Raw genomic sequence first — 20546 nt, 5'->3', positions numbered from 1 at the left:
CATTTCCGATGGGTCTTCTGTTCTTGATGCGGAGCTGGAGGGCCCTGCTTACTGGCAGCGCCCCGATTCCTCTGGTGGTGATGTCGATGGTTCGCGTGCGTGAGTGTGGGATTTCGGTGGGCCGGGCTCTGACGGGGCCGCTGGTGAAGCTGGATTTGATTTCGGAGGCGCATGCTATTGTTACTGGTCAGACGCGTTCGGGGAAAAGCGTGTGGAGCTATTCGTTCCTGTCCCAGCTTGCGACCGAGCCGTTTGTGCGCGTCGTTGGCGTTGATCTCACCGGGATTTTGCTGGGTCCGTTTCAGCAGCGTGGTTTGTCGGATCCGTGGATCGTTACCGACGGCGGGGACTTGGACGCGGTTTTGGTGTTCATGCGGCAGCTTGTTGAGGAAATGAATCGACGTAATCGCTTGTTGTCCGATATTGGCGCGGATAAGCTGGCGGAGTTTTCGGCGGGGTTTCCGCTGATCGTGGCTGTTTTTGAGGAGTTCCCGGGCATTGTGCAGCGTTTGAGGGCGGCTGATGCCGCGGAGACGGACCGCAAGAAGCCGAAAAAGGCGCCTGTGTTTTTGTCGTTGTTGTCGTCGTTGGTGGCGGAGTCTGCTAAGGCCGGCATTAGGTTGGTGCTGATTGCTCAGCGTGCTGATGCGGACATTATTGGTGGTGCTGCCAGGGAGAATATCCCGCTTAGGGTGACGTTTCGGCAGTCTTCGGGTGAGGCGTATCGCATGTTGTACCCGGATATTGAGCCTGGTGAGATTGAGACGGTCAAGGCTCAGCCTCCGGGTGTAGCGATGATTGAGACGCCGCGGATTCCTCGCACGGTTTTTAAGGGGCCGTATCTTGATTATGGCCGTTATCGGGCACATGTCCTTTCGTGTGACCTGGAGTTTCTGCTGAATCTTGATCGAATGGGGGAGTTTCACACTGTGGTTAGTGAGGAATTTCCGGAGCTCTACGGCAATCACGAGGACTAATGATTTGTTCCCAACCGCGCTTGCGCGGGCGGGAGTTTAAAACGAAAAGTTGAAAGGAGCTGGTCATGGCTGATCAGGTTGAAGACGAGTTTCTGAGGGTGTCAGAGGTCGCAAGGATGCTGGGGATACCGGATTCGACGTTTCGCGGCTGGGTGGCGTCTGGGACTGTGAGCGTGCCGCCACATTATCAGTTCGGTGGTGTAAAGCGTTTTCGGCGTTCAGAGGTCGAAAAGTGGGTTGAGGAGTCCCGTGTCGATTGATAAGCGTGGGAGCCGCTGGCGTGTCCGGATTTACAAGGACAACCGTGTGGTCGTGAGTCGGACCTTTTCGTCTCGTCGTGCTGCGGTTGCGTGGGAGGTGGAGCAGAAGAACGCTCTTTTCGGTGGTGCGGATTTGGAGGGTGGCCGACGTTTGTTCTCGGCGTGGGCCCAGACGTGGCAGTTGGTACGACCACACCGAGCAGCGGCGACTCATACTCGTCAGGATGGGATTTTGGCTAAGTATGTGTTGCCGCGTTGGGGTGCTACGCCGGTTAGTGAGATTCGTCGATCAGCTGTCCGTGCGTGGGCGAAAGAGCTCGGCAAGGATGCGTCTAGCTCAACTGTTCGATTATCTGTTGGGGTGTTGCGTCAGGTGTTGGAGGTGGCTTTTGAGGATCGCGCCATCCCCGTGAATCCTGCGGTTAAGCTGGGGCTTCCTGCTGATCGTCCTGGTGAGATTCGCCCGTTGACCCACGAGCAGTTATGGGAGTTGGCGTGGGCTATGCCTGATCAGCGTTACCGATTGATGGTGTTGGTGTCGGGGTACTGTGGTACGCGCGTCGGAGAGCTTGCCGGGCTGAATGTGGGGGACTTTGATGTATCGTCTCGCACTTTGGCTGTATCTAAGGCGTTCGCTCGTATCGGTAAGGGGGATCAGCGTGCGCTGTCGGATACGAAAACCCATGAGACACGCCTTTTACCAGTGCCCGCTACGGTGACAACGATGCTGGTAGAGTGGATAGAAACATTAGATGAAGAGCTCCGGGCACCGCATCAACCGCTATTTCACTTTTACGAGTACCCTCAGCATCGCCTCTCACAAGACCGATTTCGCACGCTGCTACGCGACGCCTGTGACCAGCTAGACCTGCCACACACCACCCCACATAATTTGCGAGACACGTGCGCGAGCTTGGCCGTTGCTGCCGGCGCATCGGTGGTGGAGGTGGCCAGACTGCTTGGCCATCGCAGTGCAGCAGTTACCCTAGATCATTACATCAGCGTTTTCCCATCAGGACTAGAAGGGGTGGCGTCGCGCTTGGACCTGGAGGCAGCACGAGCAAAGGTGGACCAAGAGGCAAGAAGAAAGACAGAAAACAGAACTGCGGACGGCGACTAAAAATGTGTCACCGTCCGCAGCCAGTCCAAAGCGGTGCTGCAACAGCGCTTTGGTGAGTTCATACAAACCAAATTTGAGACATGACCTGCATAAACTGTGGTGGGCCCTGCGGGGATCGAACCCGCGACCTGCGGATTAAAAGTCCGTAGCTCTACCAACTGAGCTAAAGGCCCAACGTGAAACATTTTAGCGCGTGGGAATAGCAACTACGAAATCGGGTCCAATTGACCCCTTTATAGGTTATTTACTACCCCCAGGAACTAATTAATGCCCTTTTCCGACTAAATATACGAGTGGAGCATTCTTGCTGACGCTATGACAGTTTTATTAGGGAGTTTTCCGATGGAACTCGACTTAGTCGATATTTCCAGATGGCAGTTCGGTATCACCACGGTGTACCACTACATCTTTGTTCCGCTCACCATTGGTTTGGCACCGATGGTGGCGATCATGCAAACCATTTGGCACAGGACAGGCAATGAAGCCTGGTACCGAGCCACCCGATTTTTCGGCAATCTTTTTCTTATCAACTTCGCCACTGGTGTGGTCACCGGCATTGTTCAGGAATTCCAGTTCGGCATGAACTGGTCAGAGTATTCTAGTTTCGTCGGCGATGTATTCGGCGCCCCGCTGGCCTTTGAGGGATTAGCAGCATTCTTCTTCGAATCGATTTTCCTTGGCGTTTGGATCTTCGGGTGGGGCCGCGTACCTCAATGGGCGCACCTCGCCTTGATCTGGATTGTGTCCGTCGCGGTGCACATGTCTGCGTATTTCATCATCGTGGCCAACTCGTTTATGCAGCACCCAGTGGGTGCGGTGTACAACCCAGAGACTGACCGTGCTGAGCTGGTCGATTTCTTCGCTCTGCTGACCAACCCCACTGCAATGCAGGGGTTCCCGCACGCTGTGTTTGGATCGTGGTTCCTAGCGGGCACCTTCGTGTGTGCCATTGCTGGGTGGTGGATGATCCGCGAGAAACGTCAGGGGGATCCACAGGGCCACGCTGCAACGATTTGGCGCGATTGCACCCGCTTCGGTTCTTGGGTGATTATGATCTCCGCCGTGGGAATCGCCCTGACCGGTGACTTCTTGGCCAAGTTGATGTTCACCCAGCAGCCGATGAAGATGGCCTCGGCCGAGGCTTTGTGCCACACCGAGATGGACCCGCATTTCTCTGTCCTGTCGATCTCGACGATGAATGACTGCGAATCTGCGGTTCAGCTGATTGGCGTTCCGTTCGTCCTCCCGTTCTTGGCCGAAGGCAAATTGAGCGGCGTTGAGCTGCAGGGTGTCATGGAGCTGCAGGCTCAGTATGAGATGCTGTATGGCCCGGGCAACTATACTCCGAACCTGTTTGTCACGTATTGGTCGTTCCGCCTCATGATTGGCTTCATGGTGATTCCGGTCATCATGGCACTGGTTGCGCTTTGGGTGACACGCAAGAATCGCGTGCCCGAGGCGAAGTGGATGGGAACCCTGGCGCTGTGGGCGTTGCCTGCACCCTGGCTGTCTAACTTCTCTGGTTGGGTGTTCACAGAGATGGGGCGCCAGCCGTGGATTGTGCATCCGAACCCGGCTTACCAGGGCACTAATTCGCCTGGCGGAGAGCACAAGATTCACATGATTGTGGATTTTGGCGTGTCCGATCACGCCACGTGGCAAGTGTGGTTCTCCTTGATCGCGTTTACGGCCCTCTACGGTATCTTGGCGATCATTTGGTTCTACCTGATGCGCATGTACGTCCGCAAGGGCATGGACCAGCCTGGCTTGGCCGAGGGCGATTCGAAACATCTCGCCGAGGTCACCTACGGCCCAGATGAGGATTCGGAGTTGGCTCCGCTGTCGTTTAGCACTACGCGTAACGACGCACAATCCAGTGGCGCTATGACCCCGGAGAGTTCTGGGAGCACTGGGAGCACCAGCCTGAAGGACCGTGAAAAGTAATGGAGCTCAACTCAATCTGGTTTTTCTTTATCGCGTTTTTCTTTATCGGTTATTTCATTCTTGAAGGCTTCGACTTTGGTGTGGGCATGCTTCTGCCGTTCGTGGGCGGTGCAACGGAAGAGGAAAATGATCGTCGCCGTACCGCGCAAGTCACCACTATTGGCCCTGTCTGGGACGGTAACGAAGTGTGGTTGATTACCGGTGGCGCTGCAATCTTCGCGGCATTCCCAGAGTGGTACGCCACGTTGTTCTCCGGTTTTTACCTCCCGCTGTTGCTTATCCTGCTGGCACTGATCGTGCGCGGCGTGGGAATTGAGTGGCGCGTGAAGGTAGACACCATCGCGTGGCGCAAGAAATGCGACATTGCCACCATCATCGGCTCCTACCTGCCTGCGATCCTGTGGGGTGTGGCGTTTACCAACATTGTGGCCGGTGTGCCTCTAAATGAAAACGGCCGCCTGAATTCGTTTACCGATGGTTTCTTAGGCCTGCTCAACCCGCAGGGCCTTCTCGGTGGTCTCGCCTTCGCCTTGGTCTTCGCTCTGCACGGTGCCCTCTTCGTGGGTTTCAAAGCCGAGGAGCCACTACGCAGGCGTATGCACTCGATCGCGCTGAAGGCCCTGGCACTGCCCACTGTGGTTGTCGCCGCCGCTTATTTGGTGTGGATGCAGCTGGACTACGGAAAGAGCTGGACTTGGATCCCACTGATTGTTGCGGCTGTTGCGCTGATCGCGGGGATCGTCGTCACGCGTGCCGAACACGATGGTTGGGCATTCACCTTGACCTGTTTTACCATCCTTGGGCTCGGCGTGCTCCTGTTCGGTTCTCTCTTCCCGGACGTCTTGCCGTCGACAAGCCAGTACCCTGGTTTGGATATCTATTCGGCGGCGTCAAACCCGTACACGCTCAAGGTCATGACATGGGCCGCGGTGCTCTTCCTGCCGCTGGTTCTGGTTGGACAAGGCTGGGCCTACTGGTCGTTCCGAAAGCGGGTGAGGGTTTAACCCGTGGCTTCACCGGTTGATCCCCGACTGATCCAACTCGTTCCGCCCGTGCGTCGCCTCCTGTGGCGCACGGGCGTCGCCCAAGGTCTTACTACGGCGCTTGTCATTGCCCGTGGCGTGCTCATCGGTGTGATCGCTGCCTCTGCGGTGACCGGCAGGGAGGTCAACGACCGTGGACTCGTTGCAGCACTCGCCGTTGTGGTCATCGCCCATGGCGTGGTCGCGTGGTGGGCCAAGCGCTCCTCCAATACCGCCGTGGGCGACACCGTCGACGTGCTGCGCGAGCAAGGACTGCGCGCCCTGTCCCGGCGCGACCCCCGCGAAGTCCAGGAAAATGCGGGCACGTGGCGTCACGTGCTCACCCAGGGGCTGGAAGATTTCCGCCCCTACCTCACCGATTTCTTGCCGTCGCTCATCGCGCTTGTGATCGCCACTCCCGCAGCGCTGATCACGGTATTCGTGTTTGACTGGGTGTCCGGCGTGTTCGCTCTGGTCACGCTGCCGCTGATACCGGCGTTTATGATTTTGATTGGCAAACTCACCGACTCCCATACGAAGCGTCGCCTCCGCGTCACCTCGGGTCTCGGCCAGCAATTGGCTGACCTGCTCGCTGGCGCGCCGACGTTAGGTGCGATGCACGCCACCGAACAGCCCGGCCGCCAGATCCGCGAGACCGGCCAGCGCCATGAAAAAGCCACAATGGGTGTGCTACGGCTGGCGTTTTTATCGTCGTTTGCCCTGGAGTTTCTGGCCACTTTGTCGGTGGCTCTTGTTGCCGTCAGTATCGGTCTGCGTTTGGTGTACGGCGAGATGGACTTAGTGGCAGGCCTGGTGGTGCTCATTATCGTGCCTGAGGTTTTTAACCCGGTGCGCCAAGTGGGGACGAATTATCACGCAGCTGTTGACGGGTTGGAAGCAGCCGAGCAGCTTCTCACGCTCATCGACGCCCAGCCAGCCGTCTCGGGTAGTTATCGCAGGCGTGCCAACGCCGGGGAGGGCCTGCGTGCCACCGACCTCACCGTGCAGGGCAGGGATGGGGCGCGGCCGGCGCATCTCTCATTCGAGGCCACCCCGGGTTCCATCACGGTACTGGCTGGGCCAAATGGTTCCGGCAAGTCCACCGTGTTTCTGGCGACCCTGGGCGTTTTACCCGACAGCAGCGTCAGTGGTTGCATCACTGTGGACGATGACATTGCCTACCTGCCAGCGCGCCCGGCGACTGTACCGGGCACGGTTGAAGACAATTTAGTTCTGCTGGGCTCGTCGACAAGCGATGATACCCGGGAAGCGGTGGCCTTGGATGTTCCTCTCGACCATCCAGTTGGGCCGCGGGGCGACGGGGTGTCGGCAGGCCAACTGCAGCGCATCGGTCTGAGTAGGACGTTGGCGAAGCCCTCCCGCGTGGTGCTTCTCGACGAGCCGACCGCGCACTTGTCCCCCGACCTTGTGCCCGTGGTACTAGATGCTGTGCGTGCGCGTGCCGACGATGGCTGTGCGATCGTGGTGGCAAGCCACGATCACCGAGTGCTTGAGATTGCTGATGAGGTGGTGTGGCTATGAGTGATGCTCGTTATCTTGTGCAGCTGGCTGGTGTGCGCCGCCGCGATATTGTGCTCAGTGTGTTGGCCGGTTCTATCACATTACTGGCGGCGCTGGCGCTGACTGTGTTGTCGGGCTGGCTGATCACACGTGCGTGGGAAATGCCCCCGGTATTGCACCTGTCGGTAGCAATTACTGCCGTCCGTGCTTTGGGTATTTCGCGGGCGGTGTTTCGCTATATCGACCGGTTGGTCTCCCACAAATTGGGCCTTCGTGCCCTGACGACGCTGCGGGCTCGCGTGTACGACGCGATGGCACATTCTGCGCACCCCGTCAGCCGTGGCGAAGGCCATATCCGGCTGGTGGCTGACACTGAACGGGTCACGGATTTCATCGTCCGCACGGTGATCCCGGTGGGTGTGGCACTTGTGTTGTCCGTTGCAGCCGTTGCGTTTACTGCGTGGCTGCACCCTCTCGCAGCTGTCGTGATGGCGTTGGCGATGGCTGCAACAGGGATCCTCATTCCATGGATTGCGGTGCGCGTGAACGCCCGCCGCAGCCACATCGACGCAGCCGATGATTTCCAGGTTCGCCTCGATGCTGTGCTGGAGCACCGCGTGGAGTACCAGGCTGCGGGGCGTGCCGACGCACAATTAGAAGCGGCTGTTGAAGCATCGCGCCGCTCCAGTGCTGAAATGGTAGCAGCACAACGCCCGGAGGCGCTGTCCGATGGGATTCAGGCCTGGGCTACCGGTATCGCAGCGCTGTTAGTCACCGTGATTGCGGTTACTGGCTACTCAGGGAATCCGGTGTGGTTAGGCATGCTCGTGATGATTCCTCTCGCGGCGTTTGAGGCTCACGGCCCCCTTGCTACGGCAGCCATTCACGGTGCGGACGCGTCCGTGTCGGTGCGCAGGCTGCGAGGGCTCGTCGATACGCGGAGCCAAGACCACCCCGAGCGGACTGAGACCTCTGCAGTGCACGCCCGCGACTTGCACACCGTTTATGGAGATACCGTGTGGAATTTCTGTCTACCCGCTGGTGACCGAATGCTGGTGCGCGGACCATCAGGCTGCGGCAAGACCACAATGCTGGAAACGGTGGCGGGCCTCGTACCTGTGGCTTCCGGACAGGTGACCCGGCCTGCATCTGCCCGTTTTTTCGCCGAAGACGGATGGCTCTTTTCCACCTCCGTGCGCGAAAATATTCATGTGGCGGCACCTGAAGCCACCGACGCACTCATGGCGGAAGTACTCGAGGCAGTCGGGTTCGAGTTCGACCTCGACTTCGTGCTTGCCGACGGTGCCGAGTCCCTATCCAGCGGGCAGCGTCGCCGCCTGTTGTTGGCGCGTGCATTATGCAGTGATGCTGACGTGCTGCTTCTCGACGAGCCAACCGAGCACCTCTCCCCCGATGCCGCAGACGCAGTGCTGGACATGCTGCTCCACCAGCCACTGCCAGGGGCCCGTGCGTGGCGCACCGTGATCGTGGTTGCGCACACCGACGGGCCGGTGGGGGTAGAGGTGTTCAAGCCTGTGGGTTAACGCACTCTGCGACGAGGGCTGGGGCATTTTAGGAGGTGGAATCCGTGGAGGCGGGCTTGGTTGGGCCCCTTTAAGCATCCTGGAGAAACAGCCCAAGTGAATCATGGCCGCCAAACCAGGCAGTTGCCACTAAAAACTCCGGCCTGCTAGGGGCTTATGCTGTCTCGGCGCGTTGTAGACCAGTGATGGTGGCCTGATGTGGCAGCGCAAGGATTTTGCGAATCACCCGACGATGGCCGACCAAGAACCCCAACGCGTCACGGGTGTAGCGACCTAGCAGACGGCGTGGCTCATGATAAATTCGCCATGCCCAGCCCAATCGAAGCCGGTGAACCCAGGCGGGGAAGTACTGCTGCTTGGCAGCAAACTGATCAATCCAGCCCCCGGCAGTACAGATAATGGCCTGGGGAAAATGCCTGTGAAATTCCACTGCCACTTCATCTTGGAGACCTGCCCCGAGCCCCAACACGATCACATCAGGAGCAAACTGGGCCAGCTCTTCTGGATTGTCTCTCAACGTGCCCAACTGCCCATAACCGTCGAAGCCACAAGCAACAAGACGATAGGTGTGTTGTAGTTTCTTGGCACTTCTCTGCGCAACTCCTGGTTTTGCACCAATCAATGCCACCCGGGTTCCAGGTTCTGCCACTTCACCGAAGAATACTGGGAGGACTAAGTCAGCCGAAGTGCGCGACAGGGGGAACCCATAGGTACGCAACAGCATTTGCAGCAAGGTTCCATCAACACCAATCAGATCGATCTGAGCCAGCGCGGACCAGCGAGCACGCTGCACAGACCAATGATTCAGCCATGTCGCTACAGTGCCGGGCTGGTTCATGCTCAAGGCAAAGGCCTTCACTGCGGGGGTAGCTGCCACCGCTGGGCTAGCCGTGGGGCTAGCCGAACGCTTCTTGGCGGATTCACGGCGTTTGCTCTCCACCGAATCATTCTCACGCATGAGGTACTACCTGCACATTCGTGTCGAAAGACATTGACGGCGTCCTGCGGTAATTCAGATGCGTTGATACAGCCAACCGGTTATTGCCTTCACGCAGGACAGACACAGGAAGCTCAATGACCAATAAATCTTCGAGAGCACGTCTCGCATTAACGGCAGCGTTGGCATAGGTTCTGTGGGTCACAGGCCCATCAGAAATCCGTTTCCGTCCAATCTCTTCACCGTTGAGATAAACCACGGCGCCATCGTCGGCACGCGTTGTTATCTGCACCGTGGCATTGAGCGGATCCGATACCTCAGTGGAGTCGAACTCAAAATCACGGACGAAGTAGCTCACCACTGGTCTTTGAGCCACCGGTGGGTTCAGCTCAGTTGCAAGCTGGTCATGCCCCCACCCCACCGGCGCCGTTGCCGTTTGCCACGAATTGAGCTGAGCTGAACTCATCCAATCATCAGCAGGGGCAGCAGACTGCGACCACATTGCCCAGTCATCCCCAGCAGGGACAAGATCAATCGGACGCGCTGGCGGTTGCGGTGCGGGGCCAAAGTCAGTCACCTCCAACTGTGCATCAAAGGTCAAGGAGCGGCTAGCCCGGTAGTTAAGATGTGATTCCACTGCGACAGTGTTTGTTCCTCGCTTAAGAAGGTAGGACGGAATCTCCACCTCAACCCGCTCCTCAGCAGCCCTAGCTGCTGAGATCGCGGCGTTTGCAAAAGTTGTCGGCGAAACAGGTCCTTCAGACATGCGGGTACGGTTGACCTCATGCCCGTTGACATATACCACTGCCCCATCATCAGCAATAAAACTCAAGGTTGCCTGCGAAAACGTTGTTGGATCTGGGACCTCAAATTGGTGAGCAAACCACGTGGTGATTGGTCGTTGCGCAGCAGCAGGAACATCAAACTCGGTGCCTAAATCAGTACCCCCGTAGCCTAAAGGAGCAGCGCCGATCTCCCACGCTCCGTAATCCGCTCCTGGTTGGGCCCAGTCATCCTGCGGTGTGCCAGCATTATAGGAATAGAACCAGTCTGCACCGACGGCGATCAGGACTGCTTCATCAACAACCTCGTCAAGATCTACCTCTGTGTGGAGCAACGGAGTCGAAGCTGAACGATTCCCCGCCTCATCAACAGCGCGGATAAAGAAGCGATTCTCACCACCGGGAGCAACGGTCAGTTCGGTGTTCGTCGTTGTCGCAATCACTCTGTCATCGCGGATGATTTCGTAGTGGGCTGCATCGTGGATGGGACTCCATTCCAGGATTACTCCCTCGCCGGTGACACCACGAATTGCGGCACCCTGTGGCGTTGCTGGAGCGACTGCGTCACGTGGCGGGTACTTCACAAAACCGCCGTTCCACTGTGCCCTGGTTGGTGAGGTGCGTGAGCCAGTAAAGTCACCGCCAGCCCACAGAGCACCATCGGAGTCGAGGAACAGGCTCCACGCACCAGCATTATTGGACCTCAAGAAGTAAGGGCTGAAATCCCCAAGCTGTTCGCCCGTTTGTGAATCCCAGGCACCAAACCATTGAATATTGTCTACTTGTTGCCAATCAGGGTTCATCGGCGGCCACGTGTAGGCACCCTGGTAAGTGTTGTCTGAGCAGTGACAACCCGCGTACGTGATGTCGTCATTACCTGCAATCGCCTGGAAGTCACCGCCGTCAAGCTTTGTGATGGACCCTGAGCGCCGCTCCAATGTATTGGTATCGTAACCAAACAACGCGTGCTGGGATCCACCGAAAAACAGCAGCCCACCGTTCTCCTGCACCGCCTGTTGGAAATTGTTGCTATAACGTGCAGAACCTTCAAACCGCCAATTCGGGTCCACCGGCGCGGCTCCGGGAGCAGTGGACAAGATAGCAGCTTTATGCGCAGTATTCTTATTTGATTCCGTAAAATAGCCGCCGGCATAGAACCGCTGGCCATCGGAAGAAGTATCAATATCGATCACAGAACCGTTAAATGCTGGATTCCAATCACGGTCTGGTGCACCGGTGTGGGAGACACGTGCAGCTGAACGCGCGTACACCCAATCCCGGTTCGCGTCTCGCAGGTGTGTAAAAGCACCGCCAATGTACACGTGCTCATCTGTCAGGGCGAAACTACGCACGGAAATAATGCCGTTGGACAAACGAGAGGTCACCTCTAAAGACCACGATTCATCCACCGCACCCGTCACCGGGTCAAGAAGAACAGTGCCTGCCCGGGGCTGTCCGTTCACCGTGGTGAACTCACCACCAACGAGGAGTTTCCCATTGGGCATGGCCAACAAAGCTTTGACTTGGTTATCAAACTGCACATTAAACTCGTGGCGCAGCTCACCGGTGTTTTTGTCAAACGCTGCCAAAGCGGTCCGGGGCACATTGGTTCGGGTTGATCGCTGAGTTGCTGCAGTAAAGTTACCGCCAACATAGATCGTGTCCCCGATCTGAGCAAAGGCCTGACCCTGGGAGTTTCCTTCTGCTGTGCGACCGGTGAGGTTACCAGTGACACCCCAGTCGGTCGGCGCAGCAAAGTTGGAAACCAGGGCGCGTTGCTCAATCGCCTCAGTACCGGCATCCGGCACCCGCTGAAACCCAGGGTCGTCGTTAGCAATCTCTGGACGCAGGTACACCTCGGAATAAGGCAGCGGATGCCTCCGGGTAGGAGTCCATAAGAAATTGTTGGCGTCAGTATTGCCACCAAAAACAAACGTTCCAAAACCAAACCCACCCTGGTAATTACGCTGCCGCGTCATCAGCAAGTCGATTCTTCCAGTCCCGTGGTTTCTGCCAAATGGTTGGTCCATCACATCAGTGCGGTACCAGCGGGAGCCATCAAATCGGAAACGAGCAGAATCCTCGCTCGGCAGTGCCCACGTCCACTCCTTCATACGGTCAGGAATGATATCTACCCTTTGCCATGGCCCACCAGATGTTCGGGTAGCACGCACCACCCGAAAACCATCGTTGAGGCTGTTGACCGCCCGGCCGGACAGCAGGCCGTTGATTGTTTTTTCAGGCAGTTGCACTGGCTTAAAGTCCGCAGGGGTCCTGCTGCGCTGGGTGAGCGCAGCGGGATCTCCCTGCCCCTGGGGGTAGGTGTCCCACCCCTCGCGGCCACGTCCGACCATGACCCAGCCGCCACCATCCATAGTTTGATCACAGAAGAATTCCTGCGGCTGCTCCATTCCTGGGGAAAGTAACCAATAGCTACCGTCGGGACTACCCGGGTTTTCTTGTTTGATCGCCCAGCATGAGGCAGCCGCTCGCTCCGGCGAGGACCCATCGCGTGGTGGGGCCTCAACATTGTTTTCTTGAGCCGTTGCCAGAGCGGCGGATTGGGAAGGTATCGCGGCGAGGCCCAGGGTAAGTGCGATGCCGAGAACGAGAGCAGAGACATAATTGTGCAACTTCACTAAAAACCGCCTTGGATGGTTAAATCGGCTGCCCAACAAGGACAGGACAAGCTTTCAATAGAAACTAAGCATAGCCTGAAATCCATCTAAGGCTAATTTCCGATTTAAGAGAATTTCCTACCCCCATCAAACCACCCTAGACAGCAGCGCTTATTATCTTTTCCTTAGCTTTCATTAGGTAGCCTACCCCGCGGTTGATTCTGTCTCGTTTGCGCCTATTTCCTCTTACTTACCATCGACGTTAAACCAGAGATCCGCAGTGGCTTACGCCACCACCAACACGCGGCGCAGTACAGAATGCCACCGGCAAGAACCGTAAAGAGCATCCCGGCAAGCGAATTGCCCACTTGCGACCGAACCAATAAAGCTGGTACCCCAAAAGAAATAACCACGATGAGAAAAGGCCGGACAACGTCAATCAAACTCGGAGTAATCCGGAGGAAGATCCTGACCTGGATCGAAGCAAGTGCTGCGTCCAAAGCCATACACAATGCCCACGCGATTGCGGCCCCCTCAATCCCGAAATGCGGGATCAACAGGAGGTTTCCGGTGACATTGACGATCAAAACAATGAACTTGTTTGTTGCAGCCCAGCCAGAACGGCCACTCATGATTAGCAGCGAGTGAATATTTCCGGCCAAAAAAGTAATCGCCATACCAACGGCCAGGATGCTCAGTGCTACTGAACCCTGCGTAAATTCGTCTCCCAATAGCTCCAGAAACACTGGGGAGAAAAAGGCAAGCAGAACATATGCCGGAGTGCCCAGCAACACCAGCCACGATGAAGCTGTGACATAGAGTGCTTGTACTTGTTTGCTAGCCCCCTGGTGCAGCAAAGCCGAAAAGCGGGGAGACACTATAACCCGCAATGCAGCATCAACCAGCAAACCGGCTTGGACAAATCGTGTCGCACCGCCATAGATACCCGCTGCATAATCGCTAGCCAGCCACCCCACCAGGAGAATATCAAACCAGACAATGGCCTGCTCGAGGCCGGCGGCTATTGTCCGCGGCACGGAGAATTTCCAGATCTCTACCCACCGCGGCCGCCCGGGAAAGATCGGGCCAGGTACACCTGCTTCGATAACACGCAACCGACGCAGTATCAGAAGCCCTGCTACCAGCGCCATCATGGCAAGCGGTACCGCCCACGCAACACTGACCGCCACCGCTGATCCAACAGCTACCGCCGCGATAGCGACAAGTGGAGGTCGGAGCACAGGAACCGCAATGTTGGACACCAGCACATACTCCACCACAGACCCCAGAGCGCGAAGTGATGCAGACAAAATGAGAAAAACAGCACCAAAGGGGACAAACAACACGATTGCCTGCACAGAGTGCAGTAATTCCTCGCGCTGGTCGCCCCACAGCCAAGGGGCAAGCAACTCAACTATTGCCACCAGCACCAACCCGAATCCCACCGCTATTGCCAGGCACGCATTAAGTGCGCCACGGACCTGGCGGGGATCGTCGACAAGCAATCGTGGTAGCAAGTACACCGAGGTGGAGTCCATTCCAAACTTCGCGAAAGCCATAACCACCGCGAACACACCTGTGGCCTGAAAAACTATTCCGGCTCCGTCAGCACCCAAAAGGCGCGTAATCACGATAGTGAGCACAAAACCAAGCACCGCACTTGTAACAGAACCAACAAAGCTCAAAGCACTTCCGCGCGCCAGTTCACGTCGCTCGACATCTTCCTTGCCTGTGCCCACCGCGGCCCCTCCCCTTCTGTTCATCGAACGTTTCACGAGTGTGCCTCACTCTCACAGGTTTCTTAAAATATTCTTTATAGTGATACAGTATTCAACAGTGAAACTAAACTATTGCTAAGTCCTACTTAGTTGATAGCTCCTTTTGCCATTCGGCACCTCATTTTTTCTTAGGAAAGTGGGCATTATGAAACGTGGTCCTATCCGCTCGCTCGGTTCGCTTGCAGCTCTAGCTCTCGCTCTCAGCGTCGCATCGTGTGCGCAACCCAACGAAGAATTCTCGGGTGCGTCCACACAGCAAGACAGCGCTGTCACAGCTGATTCGGCCTCAAAGGATGGCCAAGAAGTTGTAGGACGAGAGACACACCCACAGGACGAACAGCCGGATATCACCACTGGGGCCCCAGTCCCCGCAGTGGAGACGTCTGCACGAGTAGACCAAGCCTTTATCGAAGATACGCTGAATGCGATCCACACCGTTTTGAAAGAACCCACCGTGGTGCGCGACATGTCTCAAGTCCTCTCCGGGCAGGCCACTGAAGACATCGACAACCAACGCATTGAACTTGAAACTACCGGACTACGTCTTGACGGTGATGTATCCGTAACAAGCACGCGGGAAGTGGAGTCCCCCCAGCCTGACACCGTGACCCATGATGTGTGCGTAGACAACTCTGATGTGCGAACCCTCGACGAAAACAATAACGTGATTAGTTCCTCGGAAGACCAGGGCCGGTCACGCATGCTGCTCACCTTCACCCGAAACGGCCAGCTGTGGACCTTGTCCGAGTTAACTTTCCCGGACGATCCGAACTGTTAACGATTGTGTCTGCCCGCAGCCCAAGACCAACTGCAACCATCGTGATAAAGATACCGGTCATCATTCCGTAAAATATGGTTTCAACCAGTGTTGCGGCAACAATACCACCGAGTACCGCACCAACAGGGTCCTGGCGCTTCCACATCAGCGCCAGGACGCAGACAAGGAATCCGAGGAAAAGGCCTAGGCCGATAAAGCCGTGCGAGTACATTACCGTCCACAGCTGGCCCTGAGTACCGACAGAAGGCAGCCACGACTCTGCAGCAGGCCGTGGTGAACCGAAGCCGAACAGGGGCGATTCCATCGTCCCTGCGATGGTGTCTCTGTACAACACGCGACGGTCTTGCGTCGACTCGGTCTGTGTTACCCGGGCAATCAGATTGAACCCGAACGGGGATGCTACCCATCCTCCGAGCGCGAGGGCGCCCACTGCCGCCCACATACCTGTGATTAGGAACGCTCCACGACGCAGGGCCTGCACCGCGACCCACACACCCACCACTGCAAGACCGATGAACATGCCACGATTAAGCGTACTAAGCGCAGGAAGCACACTGAGCAGTATCACAGCGATAATCCACCATCGTTGGCGGGTATGCCACATCACCCACAGGTGGATGAGCACCAGCGGAAGCAGCAGCGAGTACACATTTCCCCATGTATTGGCGTAGAGAAACGGGGCGACAGGCCGCACAGCCTGTTCAATCCACGCGTCCGGATTCCAGTGCGTGGTATGGCGAATCACCATGTCTGCGATCAATTCATTCTGTTGCAGTGAGTTCGGAATGAGGTATGACATGGGGGTGCGTATTGTTAAGGTCGGGAAAGCGAGTGCCAGGTAGCCAGCCGCTGTCATGCCAACAAGAAACCACACCATTGCATTCCCCATGCGCCGCACAGTCACTGTCGTTCGCGCATTAAAGATATGGAGTGCAAATAGGCCAGCGCTGGCATAAAGAAGAAACCGATAGATCGCTCCGAGTGCTCTTCCTGTGGTGTCATTCATGGCTAGCGATGCCACTACCCAGATCAAGTAGACCAACCACAACCACATCACCACCGGAAAGCGCATGTTTTTTCGTCCGGCCCAGGTCAGCACCATCAGTGCTGCGGCAATAATCCAAATGAAATCCCCGACTCCGACAAGCCACCAAACAACATAGGCTGCAAACGGTAACGTGACCGGCCATGCGGGAAGAACAGACCGCGTCAACTGCGACATGGAGGGCATGGTTATCGCCTTCCACAGCTCTGACGCGCGACTGTACACAAGAAAAGGCCAGGTCCGCTCACGAACCCGCAGACCTCATGTCGCGCCAGTTCTGGAGGGACCCCTGGTTCAGATCCTCTCATCCTTTGCGAGCCCGGTGCAACGCGGCGCAGCACAGCCGGGATGCGCCGCGCGAGGGTCAACACGGTTGCCGGGTTTTGCATCACTGACTTTGTTAATAAAGCTGCCATTCCTGCTCCATCGCCATAAGCCTGAGCTTTCAGCCCTGCTAGGTCCACGCGGTGACTGTGGTACATCACCGCATCTGGTGTGGTCACGATAGCGTAGCCGAGCCGCAGGATGCGTGCGAAGGCATCGAGGTCTTCTGCCCCGCGCGCTTTTGTTCCAGCGCCAAGGCAGATGTCGAAAGAGCCCATTTCAGATAGTGCTTGACGACGAAAAGCCATAGATACTCCAGCCCCGATCCGGGCCGTGGTCATCGGGTACAGGGGTCCCCCTTCGCCGGGATCGCCGAAGATACTAACTTGATCAAGCAGATCGCCTAAGGCCCACACCGTGGGACTCAGGGTTTTCGGGAAGCCGCCCCTGGCTTCGAAGTAGCGCTGCGCCTCGGTCACAAGTTCAGCTGGAAAAACAGGTCCAGTGACTGCTCCAATCGCGCGGCCCGGATCGGCAGCGAACACGTCGATAAGCGCCCCTAACCAGCCTGGGTGAGCAAGTGCATCATCATCTGTGAAGGCGACAAGGTCAGCGCGTGCATGTGCCACTCCTGTGTTGCGGGCACGCGATAGTCCCGCCTGTGGCTCGTCAACAATCCGGAGCCGCGGATCATCAATCGACGATAACACCTTGCGCACATTTCCAGTCTGAGGTGCGTTGTCTACAACGATAAGTTCAAAATCTTGGTGTTGTTGTTCTAAAACTGCAGCCACCGCACGAAGCAGGAGTTGGTTAGTTCCCGTCGTGCAGATGATCACCGTGGCAAAATGTCCTTCACCCTGCCCTGCCGTCCACGGCCTGCGACGAGGTTGATCAACACTGGCTGCACTTGCTTCCTCAATCAGTTCTTCTTGCGATTGATATCCGGTGAGGCGCTGATAGCCCACAGTTTTATCGTGTGAGCGGACAACAACATAAGCTTCCTGTGCTTGAGGCGAACCAGAGATTACTGTCAGAGTTCGATCTTCTGCATTGACCACCCCGATCAACGGTTGGTTTTCAGCCGTACTCATTATCTCCGCCCTATTTCCCAACCGGCTCTGGTTTCGCATCAGCGACCACAACGCCCACCACGTTCGCGTCCACCTTGTCTAGATCAGCCCGCAGACGTCGGATGGCGTCTTTCGTCCAGGTTGAAGCTAAAATAATCACAACCGCGTCAACAACACCTGCAAATTTTATCGCGTCGATCCAGCTGTCTTTTACCCCGTACAAATCAGCGCCAAGGCTATTGGCCATTGTCTTTGCTGCATTACTGGAAGCGTCGTTGCGGTCGTCGAAAAGCAACGCTGCTTTTTTCCCCTGACCGATTGCGTGGCCTGCGAAGATTGTCGCTAAATTCCACCGAGTATCAGTATCATCTCCTGCTGTGGCCGTTGGGCGGAAGATTGGCGCACCGACGATCCTTGCTATTTCTGCGCTATCTGCGGGTCTGCGAGAAGTAGCATGAGCAATGAGGGCAAGGACAACACCAAGGGCAAGACCTCCTATTAGCCCGAGGAACAACGCCTGAAGCACAGAGAGACCCGAAGTAACTGGGTTCGCTTCAGCCCCGGTAATAATCTCCCGGTTCAAATCTCCCGTTGTTTCAAGCTCGATGCGACGCTCTTGGAGATCAGTAATAAAGTCGCGCAAGGAACCAGCCTGAGACTGCTCAACTTCGGTAAGCCAGGTAGTAGAGTTCTGCAGAGCGCCCAGTGCCTCTTGTTGCTGCTTAATTTGCTCATCGATTGCTGCTACGGCAGTGTTGTGTTGTTTTTTGGCGGAATCAGCCCCGACCTGGATAAAGGCCTGCGCCATTCCTGTCGCACCTTCCACTGCGCGTTCAGCAGATTCAGCAGTAAAAGACACGCTCATGATGGTGCTTTCTGTATCACCTCCGACTTCGACCCCGTCGAGAAGCTCCCTGCTGGTCCATGAACCACCAAGCTTGTCGGCTGCAGCGTTTGCCGTCTTTTCTGACCCAGCTAACTCCCGCTGCGAATCCATATCGATCGCGTTTTTCGATGACTTTCCTGAGCCTTGGGCGTCTTTTGGTGCGCTTATGTGCACATGTGCTGTTGCGGTGTACTGCCGTGGCACAAGCTGAGTAAACACCAATGCAGCCAGCAGGCCCAAGATTACCCCGGCCGCCACCCAGGCTTTTCGACGACGCAGAATTGCCCCTATGCCATCAAAGCCTTCAGATGCGTGTTCGATATAGTTCTCCGTTTTCATCAGTGACCTCTGTTTTGATCCGTGTACGTAGTTTCGTGAGTATAGCTGCGGGCCCACGCCAGGCGAGCATGCAGCTTGTTTTTCACAATGAGTCGCTGCGGGCCTGTCAGCTCGTTGATGGCTGACAGAACAGCATCTTCGAAGTGTCGCAGTTGTGCATCTTTTTCCTCTGGGGGTGCAAGTGCAATAGACACAAGGCGTTCGAGTGTGACCCCGGTGATTTTTTTGCTCAGCTGAGCAAAGGTTTCAGCCTGCTGCGGATCGCGCCATGAAGCGTGCCTCCATGTGGGCGAGGCGGTGATCTGTTCTGGGTGGACCCGGTACAACAGCCCCCAACTTGCTACCCTGCGGAGGCGAGCGCCGTGCAGCGCTGCCCGCATCCACAGGTCATAGTCTTCCGCTGGGACTTCGCGATAGCCACCAAGAGTTTCTAAGGTTGACCTTTGCGCCACCATCGCTGGGTGCGAGACAGGGTTAGTAAGCAAGAGATGAACCGGAAAAGCATCCGGCGGGATAGGCACGGGAGCTGCCGGTTTCAACTTCCGCCCAGTAAAGTTGTTCACTTGTGAAAAGACGACATCATCACCGCATTCAAGGGCGCGAACTGGAGTATGAAACCGCCACGGCAAGCAGATATCATCGGCGTCCATCCGCGCTACAAAGTCCGAGTCAGTATGGTGCAGCAGCCAGTTAAGCGCAGTGGCTATCCCTCCTGAACCGTCACGTCTTTCTACTCGAAGTCGCTTATCGACGACACCTTTTCGGGTCCCTCCAGCTCGGGCACTGGCTGCCGTGTGATCAGTTGAGCCATCATCAAGAACGACAAGTTCTGCGTCTGACGGTAATGCCCGCAGGGTTGAGGACACAGCCCGTGCGACGGTGCTGGCAGCATTCTGGGCGGGGAGGATGACGCTAAGCTTAGGCAAGGCGCGCCTCCTGCCCAGCAACGTCTAGGGCCCGCAAATCCCGATAGCGCCGTCTCATGGATACCAGTGCGTGGGCAACGGCCACTGCCGCTAGTAGCCCGTATCCGACAGAAAACAGCGAAGCGCTGCCCCACAGAATGAACGTCCAACACAGAACGCCCGGGTCAGTAGGTAATAGAATCCACGATCTGAGATTTCCCCCGCGGGTTTGAGCTCTGCCAGCTTTGCGGATCAGGGCCTCAGCCAAAATCTGGCTCAGAAACTGCCCACTTGTCACTATCGAGTATCCGACTGCAACGACAGCAAGCCAGGCATAATCAGGCCGGTGCAGCACTATGGCGAACGCTACTGCAACATGGATTGCTGGAGACCGAAAAGCATCAACAACGTGGTCCACCCATTCACCAGTTGCCGAGGATGTTGCGCTGACACGCGCCAGCTGCCCATCTGCCGAGTCAAAAAGATACCCAGCGGCGAAGAAGATCGCGGCGACTATCCCCGTCCACCCTACCGGTGGGGCAAAAATGATAACTACCATTCCGATCAGCGACAATGTCGCAGAAATAACGGTGACCATATTCGGTGTCCACCCCAACGCATAAGCAAAGGCCGCGACTACACGTGCGCCGCGACGATTGACCCAACGGGTGTACGCCGGCACCCCTTGCGCTG

The 20546-nt window shown here is 56.7% G+C and carries 16 protein-coding genes and 1 tRNA gene; 8 read left to right on the top strand and 9 right to left on the bottom strand.

The window, feature by feature from the left end; translation table 11 throughout:
- The first annotated feature begins 8 nt into the window (after positions 1-8).
- The 3 genes from CKV99_RS01320 (at position 9) to CKV99_RS01310 (ending at position 2357) form a co-directional block, all read left to right on the top strand.
- Positions 9-977 (top strand): FtsK/SpoIIIE domain-containing protein, encoded by a 969-nt coding sequence (locus CKV99_RS01320; protein ID WP_092260668.1) that lies wholly within the window; start codon positions 9-11, stop codon positions 975-977.
- Positions 978-1042: 65 nt separating this feature from the next.
- Positions 1043-1237, top strand: a complete 195-nt coding sequence (locus CKV99_RS01315; protein ID WP_092260666.1) for a helix-turn-helix transcriptional regulator — start codon at positions 1043-1045, stop codon at positions 1235-1237.
- Between the two features lie 52 nt (positions 1238-1289).
- Positions 1290-2357 (top strand): tyrosine-type recombinase/integrase, encoded by a 1068-nt coding sequence (locus CKV99_RS01310; RefSeq protein WP_143063478.1) that lies wholly within the window; start codon positions 1290-1292, stop codon positions 2355-2357.
- A gap of 97 nt (positions 2358-2454) precedes the next feature.
- Here the strand turns inward: CKV99_RS01310 and CKV99_RS01305 are convergent.
- Positions 2455-2530: transfer RNA gene (locus CKV99_RS01305), tRNA-Lys, on the bottom strand.
- Between the two features lie 169 nt (positions 2531-2699).
- Here CKV99_RS01305 and CKV99_RS01300 point away from each other — a divergent pair.
- The 4 genes from CKV99_RS01300 to cydC are packed head-to-tail and all read left to right on the top strand — an operon-like array spanning position 2700 to position 8388.
- Positions 2700-4301, top strand: coding sequence for a cytochrome ubiquinol oxidase subunit I (locus CKV99_RS01300; RefSeq protein WP_092260662.1), 1602 nt, complete (start codon positions 2700-2702; stop codon positions 4299-4301).
- Positions 4301-5305 carry a cytochrome d ubiquinol oxidase subunit II gene (gene cydB / locus CKV99_RS01295; protein ID WP_092260660.1) on the top strand — a complete coding sequence of 335 codons (1005 nt, stop codon included), beginning with the start codon at positions 4301-4303 and terminating at the stop codon, positions 5303-5305. The genes CKV99_RS01300 and cydB overlap by 1 nt, the downstream gene beginning before the upstream one ends.
- Before the next feature lie 3 nt (positions 5306-5308).
- Complete coding sequence (locus tag CKV99_RS01290; protein WP_169872591.1) at positions 5309-6865, top strand: ABC transporter ATP-binding protein/permease; 1557 nt, start codon at positions 5309-5311, stop codon at positions 6863-6865.
- Positions 6862-8388, top strand: a complete 1527-nt coding sequence (gene cydC, locus CKV99_RS01285; protein WP_092260658.1) for a thiol reductant ABC exporter subunit CydC — start codon at positions 6862-6864, stop codon at positions 8386-8388. Before CKV99_RS01290 ends, cydC begins: the two co-directional genes overlap by 4 nt.
- 154 nt (positions 8389-8542) lie before the next feature.
- On the opposite strand, the gene CKV99_RS01280 is transcribed toward cydC, so the two are convergent.
- The 3 genes from CKV99_RS01280 to CKV99_RS01270 form a co-directional block, all read right to left on the bottom strand.
- Positions 8543-9346 (bottom strand): WecB/TagA/CpsF family glycosyltransferase, encoded by an 804-nt coding sequence (locus tag CKV99_RS01280; protein ID WP_092260656.1) that lies wholly within the window; start codon positions 9344-9346, stop codon positions 8543-8545.
- Positions 9339-12746: a fibrinogen-like YCDxxxxGGGW domain-containing protein gene (locus CKV99_RS01275; protein WP_092260654.1), complete on the bottom strand. Its 3408-nt coding sequence runs from the start codon at positions 12744-12746 to the stop codon at positions 9339-9341. Before CKV99_RS01275 ends, CKV99_RS01280 begins: the two co-directional genes overlap by 8 nt.
- Before the next feature lie 215 nt (positions 12747-12961).
- Positions 12962-14500 carry a flippase gene (locus CKV99_RS01270; RefSeq protein WP_231910126.1) on the bottom strand — a complete coding sequence of 513 codons (1539 nt, stop codon included), beginning with the start codon at positions 14498-14500 and terminating at the stop codon, positions 12962-12964.
- A gap of 148 nt (positions 14501-14648) precedes the next feature.
- Between CKV99_RS01270 and CKV99_RS01265 the strand changes: the two genes are divergently transcribed.
- The gene (locus CKV99_RS01265; protein ID WP_092260650.1) at positions 14649-15281 is read left to right on the top strand and encodes a hypothetical protein; all 633 of its coding nucleotides are present in this window, start codon (positions 14649-14651) and stop codon (positions 15279-15281) included.
- Here CKV99_RS01265 and CKV99_RS01260 read toward each other — a convergent pair.
- Genes CKV99_RS01260 through CKV99_RS01240 form a run of 5 tightly spaced genes read right to left on the bottom strand, consistent with a single transcriptional unit; the run spans position 15217 to position 20535 of the window.
- Positions 15217-16503, bottom strand: coding sequence for an O-antigen ligase family protein (locus CKV99_RS01260; protein ID WP_092260694.1), 1287 nt, complete (start codon positions 16501-16503; stop codon positions 15217-15219). The genes CKV99_RS01265 and CKV99_RS01260 overlap by 65 nt on opposite strands.
- 11 nt (positions 16504-16514) lie before the next feature.
- Positions 16515-17744 carry a glycosyltransferase family 2 protein gene (locus CKV99_RS01255; RefSeq protein WP_092260648.1) on the bottom strand — a complete coding sequence of 410 codons (1230 nt, stop codon included), beginning with the start codon at positions 17742-17744 and terminating at the stop codon, positions 16515-16517.
- 10 nt (positions 17745-17754) lie between these two features.
- Positions 17755-18948, bottom strand: coding sequence for a Wzz/FepE/Etk N-terminal domain-containing protein (locus CKV99_RS01250; protein WP_092260646.1), 1194 nt, complete (start codon positions 18946-18948; stop codon positions 17755-17757).
- Positions 18948-19874, bottom strand: coding sequence for a glycosyltransferase family 2 protein (locus CKV99_RS01245; RefSeq protein ID WP_092260644.1), 927 nt, complete (start codon positions 19872-19874; stop codon positions 18948-18950). The genes CKV99_RS01250 and CKV99_RS01245 overlap by 1 nt, the downstream gene beginning before the upstream one ends.
- A complete protein-coding gene (locus CKV99_RS01240) occupies positions 19867-20535 on the bottom strand; it encodes a CDP-alcohol phosphatidyltransferase family protein (protein ID WP_231910125.1) in 669 nt (222 codons plus the stop codon). Before CKV99_RS01240 ends, CKV99_RS01245 begins: the two co-directional genes overlap by 8 nt.
- Positions 20536-20546 lie beyond the last annotated feature (11 nt).

This window comes from Corynebacterium cystitidis (assembly GCF_900187295.1).
GTDB lineage: Bacteria > Actinomycetota > Actinomycetes > Mycobacteriales > Mycobacteriaceae > Corynebacterium > Corynebacterium cystitidis.
This window is presented reverse-complemented; position numbering and strand designations above follow the sequence as displayed.